The sequence below is a fragment of the Thermaurantimonas sp. genome (assembly GCF_046299575.1).
Lineage (GTDB): Bacteria > Bacteroidota > Bacteroidia > Flavobacteriales > Schleiferiaceae > Thermaurantimonas.
Map to the genome: position 1 here is coordinate 536,776 of NZ_JBKBHX010000001.1, position 17,529 is coordinate 554,304.

14 protein-coding genes are annotated in these 17,529 nt (G+C 43.3%); 1 reads left to right on the plus strand and 13 read right to left on the minus strand.

Features of this window, described 5'->3' with window-relative positions; translation table 11 throughout:
• Positions 1-3: 3 nt before the first annotated feature.
• The 12 genes from ACK4EX_RS02175 to ACK4EX_RS02230 all read right to left on the minus strand — a co-directional run bounded on the left by ACK4EX_RS02175 (position 4) and on the right by ACK4EX_RS02230 (position 15,985).
• Positions 4-1,320, minus strand: coding sequence for a sialidase family protein (locus ACK4EX_RS02175; RefSeq protein ID WP_409769311.1), 1,317 nt, complete (start codon positions 1,318-1,320; stop codon positions 4-6).
• Between the two features lie 8 nt (positions 1,321-1,328).
• Positions 1,329-2,381, minus strand: coding sequence for an o-succinylbenzoate synthase (gene menC / locus ACK4EX_RS02180; protein WP_409769313.1), 1,053 nt, complete (start codon positions 2,379-2,381; stop codon positions 1,329-1,331).
• A 10-nt stretch (positions 2,382-2,391) separates the two neighbouring features.
• On the minus strand, positions 2,392-3,285 hold the full coding sequence (menA, locus tag ACK4EX_RS02185; protein WP_409769315.1) for a 1,4-dihydroxy-2-naphthoate octaprenyltransferase: 894 nt from the start codon (positions 3,283-3,285) through the stop codon (positions 2,392-2,394).
• Between the two features lie 84 nt (positions 3,286-3,369).
• Positions 3,370-4,023 (minus strand): hypothetical protein, encoded by a 654-nt coding sequence (locus ACK4EX_RS02190; RefSeq protein WP_409769316.1) that lies wholly within the window; start codon positions 4,021-4,023, stop codon positions 3,370-3,372.
• 4 nt (positions 4,024-4,027) lie between these two features.
• Positions 4,028-4,933, minus strand: a complete 906-nt coding sequence (locus tag ACK4EX_RS02195) for a DUF5777 family beta-barrel protein (protein WP_409769318.1) — start codon at positions 4,931-4,933, stop codon at positions 4,028-4,030.
• Positions 4,934-4,937: 4 nt separating this feature from the next.
• Entirely contained in the window at positions 4,938-5,510 is a 573-nt protein-coding gene (locus ACK4EX_RS02200; RefSeq protein ID WP_409769320.1) for a YceI family protein, read from the minus strand.
• Positions 5,507-5,947 (minus strand): hypothetical protein, encoded by a 441-nt coding sequence (locus ACK4EX_RS02205; RefSeq protein ID WP_409769322.1) that lies wholly within the window; start codon positions 5,945-5,947, stop codon positions 5,507-5,509. The genes ACK4EX_RS02200 and ACK4EX_RS02205 overlap by 4 nt, the downstream gene beginning before the upstream one ends.
• A 298-nt stretch (positions 5,948-6,245) precedes the next feature.
• Positions 6,246-7,130, minus strand: a complete 885-nt coding sequence (locus ACK4EX_RS02210; RefSeq protein ID WP_409769324.1) for a hypothetical protein — start codon at positions 7,128-7,130, stop codon at positions 6,246-6,248.
• A gap of 3 nt (positions 7,131-7,133) precedes the next feature.
• Positions 7,134-7,610 carry a DUF5004 domain-containing protein gene (locus ACK4EX_RS02215; RefSeq protein WP_409769326.1) on the minus strand — a complete coding sequence of 159 codons (477 nt, stop codon included), beginning with the start codon at positions 7,608-7,610 and terminating at the stop codon, positions 7,134-7,136.
• 17 nt (positions 7,611-7,627) lie between these two features.
• Entirely contained in the window at positions 7,628-9,010 is a 1,383-nt protein-coding gene (locus ACK4EX_RS02220; RefSeq protein ID WP_409769328.1) for a RagB/SusD family nutrient uptake outer membrane protein, read from the minus strand.
• A gap of 12 nt (positions 9,011-9,022) precedes the next feature.
• Positions 9,023-12,055, minus strand: a complete 3,033-nt coding sequence (locus ACK4EX_RS02225; RefSeq protein WP_409769329.1) for a SusC/RagA family TonB-linked outer membrane protein — start codon at positions 12,053-12,055, stop codon at positions 9,023-9,025.
• Positions 12,056-12,328: 273 nt separating this feature from the next.
• Positions 12,329-15,985 carry a T9SS type A sorting domain-containing protein gene (locus ACK4EX_RS02230; protein ID WP_409769331.1) on the minus strand — a complete coding sequence of 1,219 codons (3,657 nt, stop codon included), beginning with the start codon at positions 15,983-15,985 and terminating at the stop codon, positions 12,329-12,331.
• Here ACK4EX_RS02230 and ACK4EX_RS02235 point away from each other — a divergent pair.
• The gene (locus ACK4EX_RS02235) at positions 15,966-16,115 is read left to right on the plus strand and encodes a hypothetical protein (RefSeq protein ID WP_409769333.1); all 150 of its coding nucleotides are present in this window, start codon (positions 15,966-15,968) and stop codon (positions 16,113-16,115) included. The two genes, ACK4EX_RS02230 and ACK4EX_RS02235, sit on opposite strands and share 20 nt — an antisense overlap.
• On the opposite strand, the gene ACK4EX_RS02240 is transcribed toward ACK4EX_RS02235, so the two are convergent.
• Complete coding sequence (locus ACK4EX_RS02240) at positions 16,112-17,485, minus strand: fibronectin type III domain-containing protein (RefSeq protein ID WP_409769334.1); 1,374 nt, start codon at positions 17,483-17,485, stop codon at positions 16,112-16,114. The two genes, ACK4EX_RS02235 and ACK4EX_RS02240, sit on opposite strands and share 4 nt — an antisense overlap.
• Positions 17,486-17,529 lie beyond the last annotated feature (44 nt).

The following is a 17,529-nucleotide window of genomic DNA, read 5'->3' on the forward strand; positions in this document are numbered from 1 at the left end:
TTTTCAGTAAATGAAAAAGAAGATTTTGTTTAAATCTAAAATACTTTGAGTAACAAGAGCAGTGTACACGTTTGTTGTGATCCCGTCAAAGGATGTCCAAACCGGTCTGATCACGCCCTTCCATGCATCGATGTGATTATAATCGCCAAAAAATTTTTCGTCTGTTACTTTTACTGGTTTTTGATTGATTTTCTGGCGACTCCAGGAGTTACCTCCGTCTTTGCTCCAGTGTAATACTACATTGTATTCCTCCACATTTGCTTTCGCTTGCTCATAATAGAGTATGTAGATATTCCCGTTTGACTGATCAACGCAGCCGGTCACAGCGAAACGGGCTAAGGTAGAAGATCCCCTGCTCAAAGCCCTGGGAGTAGTCCAAGTGCCATTTTTATTCAAACTTTTTGAAAACATTACAAAATAATCACCGGTGAGCGGATCCCAATCGATCCAGGTGAGGTAAAGGCTATTTCTGAATCGGCTTTTTGAAGCGTCTGCCATTAAATAGGGCATACCATTGGCCCTATTGAGGCCCGTTACACGCATGCTCCAACCACCGCGATGGGGAAAAAGAAATTTTTCTTGAGCAAGCCAGGTGTTCCCTTCATCAAGTGAAAAGTTAATCCAAAGGCTGTCGTTGCGACTCCAAACAACGAAAACTGAGCTATCAGCGAGTACAGCAGGTACTGCACCTTCGGCAGTAGCGCTGCTATCTAAGCAGTCACCTGGTTTGGTGGAAATTTTAATTGCCGGAGTCCAATGATTGCCCCCATCGGTAGAGCGAGCATACATGATATAGCTCTTATGCGCAGTATCGCGGCTGTAGTATTTGTCAAACTGTGTCCAGGTTAGGTGTAATGAATTAAAGGTTGGATGCGCCACAGCCCAGGGTTTATCTTGTTTCTTTGGCGGATTGAACCCGGCAAAGGAACCGACAGTCCAGTTTATACCTCCGTCTGACGATGATTGTACAACGATTCGATCGAGTATTTCATCGCTTTTCCAGTTCATGCCTGTCGGATCTGAAAGGTGAAAATAGTGAAAATCACCTCGATAGTCGGCCACAAGAACGGGATCTCCCCACACTCCGTAGAGCGATTTTAGCTGTTTCCCTTTCCAGGTACGACCACCATCGTGCGAATAATACACACCGTCGAGCACTGTTCCAATTACCATCTTATTTGGATCCTTTCGACTAATCGCTACAGAAGGCTCACAAGTGCCAAGCTTACTTTGATAGTCAGTATTTATAAGAACATTCCGAGGTTGAGCTATGGAATAAATGGCCGATAAAGCCAATATTTGGACATAAAACTTTTTCATTCAGTCTATTATTCTTCCATTCCAAAGAAAGACATATCCCAAGATTTTGAAGGATTAAAGATCAATTTCCCCTTTCTGACTTCAAGTGGAGACTCAATGTTGTTTTCATACAATCCTCCGGTACCTAGTCCTTGAGGCATACGAGGTATCTGGGTCACTACCCATTGACTGATGGCATTAAGCCCCACATTGCTTTCGAGGGCGCTGGTTACCCACCAATCGATGCCGTTTTCTTTGGCCAGTTTAATCCATTCTTCAGAGGCTTTGAAGCCACCGAGCAGCGTAGGTTTAATGATCAAATAATCGGGGCTAATGGTTTTGATGAGTTCTTTTTTCTGCTTCAAATCATTAATACCGATGAGCTCTTCGTCGAGGGCAATAGGAATAGGGCTTTCGGCGCAGATGCGTGCCATCTGCTCCCATAGGCCGGGTTTTATGGGTTGCTCGATGGAGTGAATTTCGTATTCACTGAGATTATTAAGTTTATCAAGGGCTTCTTCAGGTTGCCAGGCTCCATTGGCATCGAGTCTGAGCTGGACTTCGGTATTGTCGAACTTTTTCCTAAGTTCCCTGATGATTTTAAGTTCCTCTTTCCAGTCGAGGGCACCGACTTTCATCTTTAGCACAGTGAAACCTTGTTCGAGTAAGGAATCTATTTGGGCTTGCATGTGTGCCGCGTCATTCATCCATATTAGTCCATTGATCGGAATGCCGGCTCTACCGGTAGTAAAAACAGAGGGATATAGCATCATAGGATGGTCACAATCGAGGCTATGCATAGCCATTTCATACCCAAAGTAGAGGGCAGGGAAATTTTTAAGCGATGTTTTGATTTTTTTCGGATCGTCATTAATGTGTTCTTCCAGCCATCGAAGCTTGGTATCCCATTGTTGCATATCGTCTGTACTCAAGCCCGGAATAGGTGCTGCCTCGCCTATACCGTAAAAGCCCTCCTCTTCAAGCATGATGTACCACACCTGTCGCTGCGTCATCGAACCACGGCTGGTACGAGCTTCAAATTTAAATTTTAAGGTATGCGGAAGGATCCGAAGTGTTTTCATAAAGTACTTTTTACAAATTAATACCAAACCCTAAAAGCAATACATAAAGCAGCGTCATAAGGGCTACTTTCTTTAGCTCAGGGTCATAGGCTTCGCACGACTTAATTTGAAAAACTTTTAAAATATGTCCTAACAGTGCAGGGACAATCAAAAGATATAAATAAGAGTAAGGACTGTAACCACCTGATTCGATAAATGGAATGGGCAAAACGATTGGTATAAGCAAAAGCATCAAGTGATACCATTTAGAATTTGTAAAGCCCAGATAATTGGCAATTGTGTACTTACCATTCGACAAGTCAGTCTCCATGTCGCGCATATTGTTCAGATTGAGCACAGCCGATGCTAAGAGTCCGACAGAGAAGCCTGGCAGTAGAACAAGTGAATTCCAAAATTTTGTCTGTAAAAAATAACTTCCGCCTACGGCAACTAAACCAAAAAAAATTATTACGAATACTTCACCAAGCCTTCTGTAGCCATACGAGAAAGAACCATAAGTATAATTAATTGCTGACCAGATACTTATTATTGCTAAAACCAAAAAGAGTCCAAAAATCCAAACAGGCAAGTTGCGCAAAGCGATGTGAAGTAAAAAAACACCTGAAAGTGCAGAAAGCCCTGCAAAGACATAAATAGCCTTTTTCATCGAGAGAGGAGAGATCAGTCCAGAAGCAACCATGCGGATTTCGCCCTTTCGCTGTGCATCGGCACCCGAAAGCGCATCGCCCAGATCATTTGCAAAGTTGCTAAGTACCTGGAAGAAAACTGCTGTTAGTAGAGCCAAAGAAAATATCGCTGCGTCGATTTGCACTTCAGCACGGGCGATAAGGGTACCCAATACAATTCCGCTGAGCGAGAGAGGTAAAGTGCGCAACCTGGCAGCTGCAATCCAATGCGACAACATCAAAAAATCCTAAACAATGCAGCAAAGAAAGGGAAAAAGAAACTTTGATATGCTGTTGCCAATATCTTTTAAATCAAATTGGCCTCAATTGTTTGGCGCACCGCTGTTGACCCAGGCTCTAATGGTTTTAAGTTTACATTCATCGAGTTTTATGCCTGAAGGCGGCATGGGATAAAAGCCCGGCTGATGAAAAATTGAGCCAAGCAACTTGCCGTTGTTAGCTACAGTTTTTACACCGTTATATGTATTGAGCACCACTCCTCCGCTAGGTGAACCTGCCGTGTGACACGACACACAATAGTTATTTAATATTGGCTGGACATCGCGTGCAAACGATACCGCGCTTGTGTCGCAAGCCGCATTGGAGGCACAACCTGCCACATTTCCGGCTCCTTTGTCGATCCATTTGATTACTAAGTCAATAAAATCCTGGCTCATTGGGGCAGCAGGCGGAGGAGGCATACGGTCTTCTCCGTCCTCGAGCATCACTTTAACCAGTTTTGAATCCCTACCTTTTCCTGGTTTAACAGCCCGAAGTGTGGATTGGTAATTTGTAAAAATATAACCATCGGCTGCAGTGCTAGCATCATGGCATCCGGCTGTACCACAATTAGCCTGAAGGACTGGAAGGATTTCTGACTCAAAGCAAACAGATTTAAGATCCTCCTCGTTACGGCGGGTGCATTCCCATTGAAGTACTGCTGTTAAAAAAATTAAAGCTAGGTAGTGCCTTTTCATTGTTTCAAAGTTCTGGTGATTTAATTGTAAAAACCCTTGAAATATTAAATCCAAAGTAAATGTCACCATCGAGCCAATTTCCGGTAGTTTGTGTAAGCCATACCGGATCGCTTAAACCGCGGCTGTTCGTAATATGTAGTTGAAACACATGTCCACCGGTTTCAATGTCAAGGCCCACACTCAGCGCATTGTTAAACGGAGTAGTTTGAGTCCCATCCCAGCCAGTGTTTCGGTTAATCATTGGCGAATACTCGGCATTGAGGGCTATTCGATTGGTGAGTTTGTATCGCCCACCGATGGTAATGGCTGCTACAGCATTGGGTTGTTGAGATGACTGTCGGAGATTGTAATGGACATAGGTGGGTGCTACAAGGATTGAAAATTTTTCGCTGGCTTTGTGGGAAAACAGGATTTGCTGCACGTAAATCAATCGATCGCTCATCAATCGCTGCAAACCGTCATTGGGCCAGCGCGTCCCTATCATATTTGCGCTGCCATATAAGGTTATTCCTATCGGCCACCCTCCCTTTTTCTGTTTGAGTATGGGTGCCTTGTACCAACCATCGTACATTTTAAACAGGCTAGACCTACCAACCCCTACGTTTAACCAAGAAAGTAGTGAATAGTCAAGACTTATGCGTACCTGAGCGTTGTCTAGACCAAAAAAGTTGTACAAAAAGTCGTTGTTAAAACTCCCAAAGCGATGCAAGATCATAAATTGCAAAACTCCTTTGGCGGGAATTTCATTGCTTTGATTGTTGATGATTTTAGTGCCTTTGAAGGTGGCTGTAACAAACTCTTTTTTTGGTTTTTCGGTCTTTTCAGCTTCTTCGAGGAGGTCAAGTAGATCGTTTTGAGCATACGCTAAAGTTTGGACTACCATTGCCAAACTCAAAAAAGTTTTTTTCATTTATTTACCGGCCCTCTTTGAGTTCTACTTTAAAATCGACATCGATCACTTTTGCGATTTTATCTTCTACCAACTTTGGAATTTTAATGTCGTGGTCGGCACAAGCTACCCCAAAGGCTGAAGTGATTATGATCGTTCCATCGCGAACTTCCAGCTCAGCTTCGTCTTCCCGATTTTTTGGTATGTCTCGAATGGTAAGGGTACCGGCGAGTTTCACCTTGTACTTGCCATTTTTGGAAAAATCGATTTTCTGGTGATCGACGATTTTTCCCTTATAGGTTGCTTTAGGATACTTGTCGCTTTCCATATAATTTTCATTGAAATGCTCTTGCATCAGTGCCTTACGGAAAGTAAAGTTTTTAATCAGCACGTTAAAAGCGATCTCCCCGGTTTGAGCATCCAAAGCGCACGCCATTGAACGATTTACAGCCTCCACATCGTCGTCAACTAATGCGTTGCTTTTAAAATGTACATATCCGTTGCGAGTCATGTACTTTTGAGCAACAGAGGGTGTTACTCCTGAAACAAGTGCGAAAGCCAAAAGGAAGCCTTTTAGGTTTGAAAGAACTGTTTTCATATGCTTGGTTGTATTACAATTGATTGTTTAAAATAAATGATTAGAGCATTTGGGTCAATCAGATCTTCTTCAAGCCCGGTGAATTCCCCTCGGATGGTATATACTTCACCCGATTGAATGTTTAAGTTCTTTACTCTAAAATCTAATTGAGCGTTAATAAGCAGTTTGGTATCAGGAATTTCTATTAAAAGATAACCTCCACCATTTTCATCTAGTGAAATCTCTAAAATTCTACCGGTCCATTCAAAAATTTTCCCATAGTAAAAGGCCTGATTTTGCAGAAGTGCCTGCGCTATTTCCTCTGCTTCCGCAGCTGTTGCAATAGCATAATCAGCTTTTTCTTTTGTCAGATTCTTAACTGGTTTAAAATACAAATACAATCCAACAGACAAACCTGTAAAGGCAAGAATCGCAAGAATAATCGCCATCTTTTTCATCGAAGTAGTAAACGTTTTCGGATAAATTACTTGTATAAACGTAAAACATTTTTTTGAAGTGCAAAGTAAGTTACATTAAAAAAATTGATTGTTCTCTCATTTTCGCGATTAGTAATTTAATGTTGCTACATATATTTTTTAAATTTTTGATTTATAACTTTTTAAGTTCAAATACATAGTGCTTTAGAAGTTTAGAATTCAGTTATTTCAACTAATATTTGTACCAACATATATTATTAAAAAAGCAAGGCCAAACGCTGGAGTTTGGCCTTTAAATGTTTGTTAAGAAGATTTTACATCAGTCGCAATCAAATTTTATGTCTATTTCGTAATTGCTGCGATCTAGACCCGTTAAGAATCTTTGCTTAACGATCACGATTTTCATCGACCGAATCACTGCATTAGGTGGAAAATTTGCCGGTTTGTTTTGTTCGATAAATTCATTGGGAATGATTAATTTTCGGAACATGCCTTTGCCTCTGTAATTAAGCTTCATATTCGGATTGTTACCGGCGTTAAAGGCAGTAGACAAATTGTATACAGTGCCTCCTGTGTCTACTACTGATACCGCCATATATACAGAATCCGGATCGAGGTTTTTCATAGAAGGCTTGTCTTCGCGTGCGTTGTCGTAGTTTATGGCGATCACATCGTCTTTTTGTGGTTTTGAAGGAAAGAAGAAAGCTGGTGGGATCACTGTTGCAGGTGGGTCTACTTTTAGAATCAAGTCAGGCGACTTACGGTCAGGTTCGCCATATCCACCACCGTCTTTTGGTTTTACCAAGAAGTGTATATCCTCTTTGTAGCAAGTAGCAGCATCTACTTCGTACCAATCCTTAAGAGAAGGAGTGAACGTGAAGCTATACACCAGGTTGGATTCCTTGGTCATTTTTAATGCCTCGTTTGAATTTTTCCAAGGTTGACTGCCCGTTCCGTTTACATAAGGGTGACCGGGTGGATGCTCTCTGGGCTTCCAGGTCCAAATGTACAAGTCTTTGCCATCGTTTGCGTCCTGAATCAAATTTTGTACATATTCAAGGTTTTGATCAAGGAGAGCGAGATTCACAATGAGCTTAACGGGTTTATTCGGATCGATTTCGAGTGGTTCGGATGTAACCACTTGGCTAAAAGTGACGGAAATCGTCAATAGTAAAAAGAAGTTTGCCAGAAATATCTTTTTCATGTTCTACTGTCTTATTAAAGTGAGATTATAGCCTACATACAGTTCATTATCACAATTTTCCCTGCGTATTTGAATCTTCCAAACAGGGTCGTAGTCTCTGGCCATTGAGCGCAAATAAATGGTGTCGGTCTGACCATTGTTGTTCACAATTCCCATTTTAGAGGGGAATTCCGGGTTGTTAAATGCCCAAGTGCCTGAGGAACCAAACATAGTTGGTACTTTTCCGGGGTTATTGACTTGATATGTGTTGTCACGATTAAAGGTGATCTCGAGCGGATCGCCGAGAGTAGAAAAATCTTCGCTCACATTGAGTTCATCACCAAGTGGAGTTTTAAAATCGGTGATTGATAATTCTGCTGCTCTCCAGCGGCCAACAATGCCATAGGCAAGATCAGGATCGGGACCGAGTTCACCTTTTCGTTCGGGTCGACAAGCTATTACGGCCCCTATTATCGTAAGACTAATCAGAATTTTTTTCATCGTTAACAGATTTTAAATTAATTACAACCACCTTCTGGATTTCCAATAAACGTCTGATTGATGTCGCTGGCAGGAAACTGCAGCACCATTCCCGGACAATTCCATGGTGCACCGCGAATGATGATATTTTCTCCTTTTGCGCCCCTGCGCTTGAGGTCTTGTACGCGATCGCCCTCGCCAAACATTTCGATACGACGCTCAAGACGTGCAGCATCTCTAATTTCCAGAGCTGTAGCAGTTGCGGGCAAATTTTCGCTGGAGTCGCCAAAAGCTCTTTCGCGAACTTGATTTACCAAACTAATTGCCTCTGGTAAATTTTGGCTCAGCTCAGCAAGTGATTCTGCCCGAATAAGCATCATATCTGTAAGGTGCAGAACTGGTATGCTGAAGACGTCTTTGTTGAACTTCTTAACTGCAACAAATTCTGTAGGCAGCCCTTCGTCTCTCACCTCATAAAAGGATAGGCGGGAGTCGTTTGGCCTTGATTTTACCAGATTGTAAAAATCTTTAGAAGCTCGCAGTGTGGGATTTGGATTATTATCGGAGCGATAGTTACCTGTAAACGCTCCGCTGCGGCCATCAATAAAGGAGGCAGTTTGAGTAGAAACCGTTTTGAAAATCGCTTCTGTATTTGGACCCATTTTAAAGCGGTCAATTCCCTCAAGAGTAAATTGTCCGGAAGATATTACCTGACCGGCATAGTAAGCTGCACTGTCGAATTTGTTCATTTGAAAGTACACCTTGGCCAAGGCAGCCATTGCAGAATACTTCGTGGCATAGTTGCCATTAGTGGTTGGCAAGTTGTCTTTGGCAAACCAAAGGTCGGCCAAGATGGCATCATAACCTTCTTTTACAGTGCTGCGCACTTGGAGCTGCGTGCCAGTATTGCGGGTTTGAATTCGAATACCAAGATGTGTGTTATTAGGAGTATATCCGTAAGGTTGAGCCCAAAGTCTGATGATCTCGAAGTGACCCATTGCGCGCAAAAAGCGCCCTTCGGCTTCGAAAGTAATACGACGCGAAGCAGGCATCTCGACCATGTCGAAATTTTCGAGCATAAAATTGATGCGGAAAATGGACCTATAGGGCTCGCGGTACACGCTATTGGTCGTTCCGTTGAAGAAATTGACCCTGCGCAGATATACTTCGTTCAGGTCGTTGTTGTTTATCGGTGCTGACAAGTTGTCGCTGAGCACTTCGTTGAGCATTTGAATGCGGCCATTGTAATAGTTAGCAGCCACATCATAGCAAGAGTTGAGCACTTTTTCGAAGTCTTCAGGTGTTTTCAGTGCGTCGTCAATGAGTAAAACGCCCTCTGGCTTTACATCGAAAATTTTGGAGCATGAGGTGGTGATAAGTACGCCAGCTGCTACTATGGAGAGTATTCTAATTTTTTTCATTTTTCTATAGTGTTAAAAGCTGATGTCGATACCAAGGTTAAAAGTTTTCTCTTGAGGAGGTGTCAAGTAAGTGATGTTGGGGCTCATGTTTCTGTCGGTTACGTTTTCGAAGTCGCGGGCAATCTCCGGATCGAGGCCGATGAAACGTGTGAAGGTCAACAGGTTAGTACCTGTAAAAAAGATACGGGCTGAGCGCACCTTTAGGCGTCTGGCAGCTTCTGGAGTCAGATTATACCCAATGGTTAAATTGCGCAATCGGGCGAAAGAGGCATCGTGAAGCCACAGGGTGGTATTGATCCACGGGGTACCTGTTCCATATGTCTCAGGTGTAGTAGTCAGGCGTGGATAGGTGGCCACGTCACCCGGTTTACGCCAGCGGTCAAACTGATCGGTGCGGTGATTCCATCCGTCGGAGTCAAAGGTACCAAGCTGGCGTTTTGAAGAGGAATCATAGATATTGCCACCTATGGTGAATACAAACAGGAAGCTGAGGTCATAATTTTTATATCTGAAAATGTTTGTGACACCGCCGATTGCGTCAGGAAGTACACGTCCGGCGGGCACACGATTAGCCGGATTCCATTCAAAGGTTGGTTCACCATTAATATCCAGGTAAACAGGTCGGCCGGTTGCGGGATCTACATGCGAAAAGCGGACTAAGAAGTTGGTACCGACAGGATAACCGAGTACAACCCTTGTATCATTTGTTCCGCCTGATACAGCTTCTTCATTGAACCCACTGATATCGGTGATTTTATTCCAGTTTCTGGCTACATTAAATTCTGTGGTCCAGCTAAAATTTTGTTTTACAATGTTTTTTGACTTTATTACCCACTCTACACCCTGATTGTAGATTGTAGCCAGATTGTCGAAGAAATTGTCAAAGCCCGCATAGCCGGGAAGGGATACGTTAAGGAATACATCTGTAGAATACTTGTAATAATAGCTCAGTTCTGTAGTTACGCGATCTTCCCATAGGCCCAACTCTATACCCATATCAAAAATCTGAGATGTTTCCCATTTTAATGTTGGGTTTTCAAGGATTAGTGGAAAGAGTATGGGTTGACCATTGTAACCGCGCACGGAGTCGATTCCAAAGGAAGAACGCCAGAGATCGCGATTTCCGGGAGGGGCTACACCGGCAATTCCGTAGGAGGCCTTAAGCTTCATGAAGTTAATTACGGGATTGTATCTCATAAAAGATTCTTCAGATACAATCCATCCTCCACTCACAGAGGGGAAGAAACCTACGCGGTTGTCGGGTCCGAATTTAGAAGAAGCATCGGCACGAATTACACCTTGTAATATGTATTTGTTTTTATTGGTAAAGTTAATCCGGCTGAACACTGAACCGAAACGAGACTTTTCGGGTGTGAAGTCCTGGCGGTTGTCGAGTTTGTCTTTGGCCTTCCAGAAGGGAGCTCCGGCAATGGTCGAGAAGTAACTTCTGCCACCGCGGGCCTGTTCTTGAAACTCGATACCGGCCATTATGTTCAGTTTGTTGTTTTCATTGATCTTCCAATCGTATGTGGCTGTGAGGAAGGTGTTCCAGTTGTTGATAATGTTTTGGAATCGGCGGGAGTCGCCTACGCGATCGGTTACCAGTAAAAGCTCGGCTGGCTCGTAGATGTCTTCCACCAGATTCATATAGTCGTAATTGGTGTTGAGATTAATGTAGAGATTTTGAATAGGATTATATGAAATAGTGATACCTGAAATTGATCGAATTTCTTGAGTTCTCCATTGTTTCAGCTCTCTAAGACGCACGGGATTTGTTCCTCCGATGAAGTATGACCCGTCCGGATTGCGAATCGGATAGATCGGCAAAGCTGTGGACATTGCTGCTCCTAAGCCTCCAGCCCAACCTTCGTCCACGCGATTATTAATACCTTCTACCAACGAAAGATTTGCTGAGATTTTGAGTTTGTCGGTCAGATTATACCCTCCGTTTATGCGTATGCTTGCCCGATCGTAACTATTACCGGTCAGATAGCTCTGATTGCCATCGAAAGATGCCCCTGCAAAGAAGTCGTATTTTTTAGTTTGACGTCCGGCAGAGAGATCATAGCGCTGTTTTATACCTACGCGTATTACCTCATCTACCCAATTGGTATTAGTGTTCAGGGCATCTTCCCAGCGCACCCCGCCTGGCAGAACAGGTACACCTACTTTGCCATCGTTGATCCAAGCTTCTTTGTACATCTGTAAGAATTGCGGCCCGTCGAGCATATTTGGTCGAGCCACAGGAGACGAAGTACCTACACGAGTGGAGAAGTTAAAAGTCCAGTCGGGGGTTTTGCCTCTTTTTGTGGTAATGAGAATTACACCATTAGCCCCTCTAGAACCATATATACCGGTGGCCGAAGCATCTTTTAATACTTCAATTGACTCAATATCTCCAGGATTAAGTGTAGCCAGTGGATTATTGTTCATTGCTCCCGAGTTACCTTTGATAAAGTAATCTTGTGTAATGGGAATACCATCGACTACGTAAAGTGGGTCTCCTGAACCAGAAATAGAAGCAATACCCCGAATGCGTACTACCGAACCGGATCCGGCAAGTCCGCTACCAGTAATAATTTGTACTCCGGCCGCTTTTCCTTGTATTGCAGTTTCAAAACTTGGTGTCGGCATATCGGTGACTTCCTTTGCACCCAGTTTTACAACTGATCCTGTGAGGTCCCTTTTGCGCTGTACACCGTATCCCACAACCACTACTTCATCTAGGCGGCTTACCTCTTCGGTCATCGATACGTTGATCTCCAGCGTTTGACCCTGTTTGAGATTGACCACCCTTCTTTCTGTATTATAACCAATGAAGGAAAAAATGACTGTGAGATTGACATTAGCCGGCAATCCACGTACTTCATAGCTCCCATCCAGATCGGTCACGTTTCCCTTGCCGGTACCTTCCACCAGCACATTAACGCCCGGCAACGGGCCTGATTTGTCGGTCACTTTGCCTCGAATAGCCTGGGCGAACAGCTCTGTGCTAAAGCCCGCCAGAAGCAGCAAAATGAACATTCGGGTAAATTTTCCACTCATGGTTTATGTGTGTTAATAAATCTTTAAGCGCCAAATATACACAGCATTTTTACTTAGTGTATTTAATACACATTTTAATTCCAAAAGTCATTTACATATACAAAGAACTACGATGTAAAGCTACCTTTAACTGACTTTTATCAGATAATTCATAATTGTACCATCTACACAGTTCGGATTTTTTTATAAATGTTTGTCAACGACAAATAATAAAAAAGCCTCCTGTTCCCAGAAGGCTTTATGTCTTTTGATAACTGTCGAACGTCAGCGTGCTTATTGAAGTACAATTCTTTTTGAGATTGTACCAATTGATGAAACTACCTGAAGCATGTAGATACCTTTTGGCAGATGTTTAAGATCAAATACGTAGTTGAACTTACCGCTTGAAGATTCTAATGTTTTAATCAAAATGGGTTTACCGGCAATATCAGTAATCAAAACGGGTAATTTGCTCTGATCATCCATAAACCGGAATTCAAATCTTCCGTCATTGGGGTTTGGGAAGATTTTCAGCTGTTCAAGTAAGGCAATTTCTTCTTGTCCGATACTGAATTTAAGAGTATCACAATGTATAGTACTGCCACAGCTATTAAATGCCTTCAGACATACAGGATAAACTCCATTACCCGGAAATGTAAATGACGGATTGAGCTGTGAACTCGTACCGGCATTTCCAAATGTCCAGTAAACTGAATCTGTATTGGTCAGTGTCGAAGCGAAGTTTACAACATAATTAGTAGCTGAATACGTAAAGGAGGCTGAAGGCAGAGGTTTGATTCCTACAGTTACAGGTGTACGTATGTTCGAGCAGGGATTTGAGGTGTAGTACACTGTTATTTTCCAGGTATTGTTTGGTATGAAATTATAGGTAGTATTACAACCAGAGCCTCCCCATGTGCGGCCTACATGAAGCTGAAACACAATCGGACCCGTCACTACTCCATTGGCAATCGTTAGACCAGAGCGGGCATAGTTCATCGTGCCGCTCATCATGCCAACACCTGTATAAAGCTGAGACTCCGACTGACCTGTAGTGATACATCTCAGCTGCGACCTCTGCTCGCTCATCCATGCACCAGAGACAGCTACAAAACTGTATTCAACACTTATTGAATCAATATGCACTCCGATAGGAAGGTTAACTATCATCACTCCCGGGCATGAAGATGATGCAGTCAATGTCTGAAAACCAAAATCTGAAGGAATATTGCCCGCAGTATAGGTAAATGTTTGTGAAAATTGACCTTGACTATAACCTAGGTAGTATGTGTTTTGAGCTGAAACTGAAGGTACGAAGAAAGTCGGACCTGTGGCGATCGGAGTATTGGCCGTGGGTGAATTATACCAACGATACGACACTCCGGTAAATGATTTTGCCTTGAGTGTGACGGTATCTACACCGGTACAGACAAAGGCCGAGTCAGCTTTAGGAGCCAATGGTACGTTAACCGACACCAATGAGATAGTGTCGTTACTTTTCACCTGATCAGTTGCAAGATTTGTATAAATAGTAAGATTTAACTGAGCTCCGTTTGAAGTGTTAATGGTGCCCAGTAATAAAGTGTCAGACTGACCATTTTGCAATGTACCAGAAAATGTTCCTGTTAACACCTGAGTGATATCTCCTGTGATATTCGCCACAACAGGAATATTCGATATCGGGTCAAATCCATTGTTTCGCACTACTACACGCACTGGGGTATTAGCACTGCCGCATGCTTGTACGGCCGGACTGATCACACTTTGGACAGATACATCAAACTGAACCGGCAGACAAACATTTACTGGACCGACAAATGCACTTGAATCATTAACTGAAGTACATTTCGCACGAATGTAAAAATCAAGGCACGTAAATGACGGAAGGCCTGTTATAGTTGCAGGATTAGTGGTGACATTTATCAGCGTTCCTACATTCGAACCAGGTGTAAAACCAACAGGTCCCCATTCGATTTCCCAACTTCCCACATTCTGACCTGCCTGTGTCCAGCTAAATGTAGCAGAAGTAGCTGTATTTGCTGTTTTTACAAAGTTTTGTGGAGCCGGGCATTGTGGTATATTTTCAACTATAATCTGATCTATAAAGAGATCCGGACCAAAACCACTGCGAGCAACAAATTCGAACCGCTGTTTTTTACCTAAGTAAGATTGCGGCAAATTCACAATCTGTTCGATGAAATTTTGGGCCGGTGTAGTACTACCTGCTCCCGGAGTGTTGAAAGCTGGCCCTGCAAGAACCAGTAAGGTATCGACAATTCCGGTACTGTCATTTCTTGATACGACTATCAATGAGTCATTTGGATATGCAGCCATATACTGATGCGACCAGTAAAACCGCAATCTTGCAGGCTGGCTAATCTGAATATAAGGCGTATTCATTGAAGCCTTGATCCCAGAAATCCAATTCCAGAAATTGGCTCTTGCCAGGGTAACTCCACCCGTTGTAAAGTGCGACCAGTTTTGGCTTGCGTTGCCATTTGTACTGAAAGTGAAACAGGTAGGCGGCCAGGTGGTAAAAGTCTCACTAAAAGGCATTGTAAAAGGCAGGCACTGAGTAGTAAATGAGATCGGTCCTATCCAGTTGCTCTGCTGTGTTGCACCACAGCTGTCTCTCAGATAAAGGTGATACTGTGTATTCTGAAACAGACCAGTAATGTTTATTACATTGGTTGCAACTGTACCTGAGTACAGGAAGGTGCCGGAACCCGGTGTAAATCCTACTACACCGACTTCCCAGCGTGTCGAACTGGAGGTATTATTTTTCGTAAAGTTTACAGTTGCAGACGTTGCTGAGATGTTTGTCACGGAAATATTTGTGGGTGGCAGGCAGCTGGGAATGTTTTCAATTTCAATAAAGTTAATAAACACATCTGGACCTAGTCCTGAGCGGGCGACAAAACGCACATCTACTTGGTTACCAAGCAATGAAGTTGGGATAATTAACTGCTCCTGCTGAAACTGACCGGGTGTAGTAATACCACTACCTGGTGTATGGAAAGAAGGTCCGCCGAGCGATTGAATGCGAATCCATGTGTTTGAAGTAGCAGCCTTTACTTCTACAAATAATGAGTCACCCATGTATGATGGGATGTGCTGATGCGACCATGAATACTTTATCCATGCAGCTTGTGTGTAATTAAATCTCGGAAGCTGCATTCTGGCTGTAACTCCGGGTGCCCATATCCAGAAATTAGCTCTTGCCATTGATGCTCCAGAAACATTGTAGTGCATCCAGTTCTGTGTTGACAGGCCTGTAGTTGAAAATGTGAAACACGGTGGTGGCCATCCTATAAAGTCTTCGAAAATCGGAAGTGGAACTGTATCGCATAGTGTGGTGAAAGACACCGGTCCAAACCACGAGCTAAAAGAATTGGCGCCACAACTGTCCCGAACATAAAGATGATATGTAGTATTGCCGGTTAAACCGGTAATCGATATTGTAGTTCCTGTTACTGAGCCGGCTTGCTGCTGAAATCCAGATCCGGGCGCAAATCCTACCGGACCGATCTGCCACTGAGTGGTGCTGTTCTGATTGTTCTTCGTGAATGTGGCTGTAGCTGAATTAGCAGTTACATTGGAGACGGTCAGATTCGAAGGACTTAAACAACTGGGAATCTGCTCAACCTCTACGAAATCTATAAATAGATCGGTTCCCGCTCCTGATCTAGCCACAAAGCGAATTTGTATGGTCTGACCAATCAGCGAAGAGGGAATGACAACCTGTTCTAACTGAAACTGTCCGGGAGTTTGAGACCCACTATTTGGAGTATTAAATGCTGAACCCGCAAGTGTTTGCAGTCGGGTCCAGGTGGCAGCAGTATCGGATTTTACTTCCAGAAATAAAGAATCTGTATTTCCGCTTACAAACTGATGAGACCAGGTGTACCGAATCCACGAAGGCTGACTTATATTGACCCTGGGCAAATTCATTACGGCTGTTACTCCCGATGGCCAACTGAAAAAATTAGCCCTTGCCAAAGTAACTCCTCCTGTCGTAAAATGCGACCAGGTCTGCGTGGAAGTACCAGTAGTACTGAATATGAAACAGGAGGGCGGCTAGGTGGTAAAAGTCTCTGCAAACGGAGTTGGAATAGGAGAACACAAGGTAGATGCAGATAACACCCCCGACCATGCAGAAACGGTAGTAGCATTACAGCGAATTCTCAGATAAATGTGATAATTCGTTCCAGGTGTAAGTCCCGTAATTGTATGCTGGGATCCGGTAAGACCTGTAATCAATGTTCCGGTACCCGGTGTAAAACCAGTTGGACCGTATTCTATTTCGAAGGTGGCATTGGTATTTGGAGTCCATCCTATTGTGATCTGGTTTGTATCGTTTGAAAGGAGGGATGGTGCAGATGGCGCGTTGCAGTTAGGTGTCACTGTAAAAGGCCCTAACCATCCGCTTGTATCTCCCGGCGCACAGATGTTTCTTACAAAAAATGCCATTTGAACGCCTGCTGCCAGATTTGTTAAGTTATGAGAATTATTAGTGGTAGTTATTGTAGTGCCACTGCCAAGTGTGAGAGGTGCAGGGCCATATTGTAACTGATATCCTATTGATGGTGTAACAGTCTGCCAGTTGGCTGTAACTGCATTGGATGTAACATTTGAAAAGGTAACAGAAAGAGGACCGAAACAGGTAGCAGGCGACCAGGAATATGTAAGCCCAGGTGTAGGGAGATTGGTGCTTACAAAAGGCATTGAAGCCGTATTAACTGTACCGGGAACAGCATTTGCCCAGGTAGATGACGTAGTCACATTTCTGAAATCGAATGAGTGAAAGCCTCTCAGGCCGACCTGGGCCGTAACTCCGGTCGATGTATTAGGAGTCGAAAATGTGCCATATACAATGCTTATTTGATTGGTCGTTTCATGCAGGCGTATTTGAAAATTAATGGTATCAGCCGGATTTGATCCCGACCGTCTGTAATTTGTCCACTGTATTACACAGATCCTGTTAGGTGCAGTACCGATAGTCTGAAGTCGTATGGAAGCTGCTGCCCCATTGGCCTGAAGATTCATATTAAAACCGGCTACTGTTCCCCGTTTATTTGTTGGCGCGGAGGAGGTGTTACTAATTGAAGTGTAGCCGGTACCCTGCATATTCACAGCCTGAGCTCCGTCAGCTGAAATTCCAAACCGGATAACACCATCTGCCCTGATTCCGATACGGTCATAGATTACCCCGCTGTACATAAAATTAAAACCTATCGGAAATCCCGGACCAGTCTCTGTAGTACCTCCGAGTAAGTTGGCTGGATCTACAAACCTCTGGTCATCGGTTGAAGCATTACCAAGTACCGTTCCCCCGGTTATCGGCACATAGGTTCCCGCCGGATTTACTGAAAATGTATAATTGCCTATTTGTGCTCTAAGTATTCCATTGAATAAAAAAATAATGATCAAGTGAAGTAAACCCTTCTTCATAAAACATGTGATTTTAGTTACAAAAATATAATAACTTAATTGTA